This window comes from Mesorhizobium sp. M7A.F.Ca.CA.003.01.2.1 (assembly GCF_003998945.1).
GTDB classification, from domain to species: Bacteria; Pseudomonadota; Alphaproteobacteria; order Rhizobiales; family Rhizobiaceae; genus Mesorhizobium; species Mesorhizobium ciceri.
The window spans coordinates 1-2,442 of record NZ_RZRA01000849.1; the positions used below are offsets into that span (position 1 = coordinate 1).

Annotated in this window: 2 protein-coding genes; one reads left to right on the forward strand and one right to left on the reverse strand. The window is 63.8% G+C overall.

What is annotated here, in order from left to right; translation table 11 throughout:
- Positions 1 to 927: isocitrate lyase (gene aceA, locus EN969_RS26595; protein ID WP_127419537.1), on the reverse strand; the 927-nt coding region annotated here is incomplete at its 3' end.
- 228 nt (positions 928 to 1,155) lie between these two features.
- Here aceA and EN969_RS26600 point away from each other — a divergent pair.
- A partial coding sequence (locus EN969_RS26600) for a helix-turn-helix transcriptional regulator (protein WP_164758509.1) occupies positions 1,156 to 2,442 on the forward strand: 1,287 nt, incomplete at its 3' end.

The window sequence follows — 2,442 nt, forward strand, 5'->3', positions numbered from 1 at the left end:
ATTGTAGGCGAGCAGCTTGTCGGGATGGTGCTTGCGCACGCCCTCGGCGAATTTCCTGGCCTGCGCCAGGTCGGGTTTCGAGGTCTCGCACCAGATCAGATCCGCGTACGGCGCATAGGCGATGGCGCGGGCAATGCAGGGCTCGATGCCGTTCCTGACATGATAGAAACCCTCAACCGTGCGCCCGGCGTCGTGGTCGACGAAAGGCTGGTCGCGCTCGTCGATGTCGGAGGTGAGCAGCTTGGCGGCTTCCGCATCGGTGCGCGCGACGACCAGGGTCGGCGTGCCCATCACGTCCGCCGCCAGGCGCGCGGCGTTGAGGTTGCGGATGTGCGCCGCAGTCGGGATCAGCACCTTGCCGCCGAGATGGCCGCATTTCTTTTCCGACGCCAACTGGTCCTCATAGTGGACGCCGGCGGCGCCCGCCTCGATGAAGGCCTTCATGATTTCGAAGGCGTTGAGCGGCCCGCCGAAGCCAGCTTCGGCGTCGGCAACGATCGGCGCGAACCAGGTTTCGACCGAAAGCCCATTGCCTTCGGAGGTCTCGATCTGGTCGGCGCGCTGCAGCGTCCGGTTGATGCGCTTGACCAGTTCAGGCGCCGCATTGGCCGGGTAGAGCGACTGATCCGGATACATCGCGCCAGCCGTGTTGGCGTCGGCGGCAACCTGCCAGCCCGACAGGTAGATCGCCTTCAGCCCGGCGCGCACCTGCTGCATCGCCTGATTGCCGGACATGGCGCCGAGCGCGTTGACGAAGTCCTCCTCGTGGATGAGCTTCCACAGCCGATTGGCGCCCATTTCGGCAAGGCTCTGGCGGATCTGCACCGAACCGCGCAGACGCTTCACATCCGCCGCCGAGTAGGGTCGTTCGATACCGTCGAAGCGACCTTCCGGCGCCGATGGGACGAGGTTGTAAAAATCAGTCATTGGTCACTCCGAGGAATTGCTGATCTGTGTCAAGGCGTCAATCATTTGGGGGTAGTTGGGTATGACTGGATTTACATTTCTGCGCGAAATCAGCCACAAAAATCAGGTAAACTGAGAGGATATAAGAGAAAACCTGTGTTGCGTTTGACAGAAGTGCGTTGTAAATTTGTCATTATTGTAAAAGGCCCGTGCCCAGGAATTCGTGTAAATTGCTGTAAAGGACAGTCCATGGCTGACCAGAAGATCTTCGCCGGGCCGCGCATCCGCCGCATTCGCAACGCCAAGGGCCTGACCCAGACGGCGATGGCCGAGGGTCTCGGCATTTCGCCGTCCTACCTCAATCTGATCGAGCGCAACCAGCGGCCGCTGACGGTGCAGCTGATCCTCAGGCTGGCCTCCGTCTACAAGGTCGATCCACACGAGCTGCAGGGCGAGGCGAGGGGATCTGTCGCTGCCTTGAAGGAAGTGTTCACCGATCCCCTGCTGGTCGGCGAGTTGCCGGGTGATCAGGAACTGATCGAGCTTGCCGAGGCGGCGCCCAATGCGTCCGCGGCCGTGATAAAGCTGTTCCGCGCCTATCGCGAGCAGGCCGAGCGCCTGTCCGACCTCAACGAATTGCTGGCACGCGAGGGTCGGGCGACGGCGCTCTCCGGCGCCCGCCTGCCGATCGACGAGGTGCACGAGATTTTCGAGCGCCGGCCGAACCATTTTGCTGCCCTCGAGGAGGAGGCCGCGGCGTTCACCTCGGTGCTCGATCCCGGCGATGATCTGTTCGGCGCGCTGAAGGCCTGGCTGAAGCGCGAATATGGCATCGTGGTCAAGGTGCTGCCGGTCGCGACCATGCCGAACTGGCGCCGCCGTTACGATCGTCATTCGCAGCGCCTGTTCCTGTCCGAACGCCTGTCGCCGTTCGACCAGTTGCGCGAAGTCGCGATGGAGGCCTGCCTGATCCGCATGACGGTCGCGGTCGCCGGCGAGATCCAGGCGCTCAAGCTGAGCACCGACGAGGCGCGCCGCCTGGCCCGCTTCGAACTTGGCCGTTATGCGGCGCATGCGCTGATGATGCCCTATCAGGCCTTTCACGCGGCTGCCGTGCGCGCCCGCTATGACATCGATGTCCTGCGTTCGCGCTTCGGGGTCTCCTTCGAACAGGCGGCCAACCGGCTGACCATGCTGCAGCGGCAGGGTGCCTCGGGCGTGCCGTTTTTCATGCTGGAGGTCGACAATGCCGGCAACCGCTTCCGCAAGGCCGGCAGCCAGGGCTTTCCTCAAAGCCGCTTTGGCGGCGGCTGTCCCAAGCTGCCCGTGCATGTCGCCTTCACCCAGCCCGGCCAGGTCTTCGTCGAGGCAGTGGAAATGCCCGACGGCGCCGAGTTCCTGTGCATCGCCCGCACGCTGGAAGGGCCGCAAGGCGCATTCTCGGAACGCCCGCGCCGCACCGCGCTGCTGCTCGGTTGCGACATCGGCTTTCGTGACGATATCGTCTATGGCGCGGCATTGCCCGGTGCGGCAATC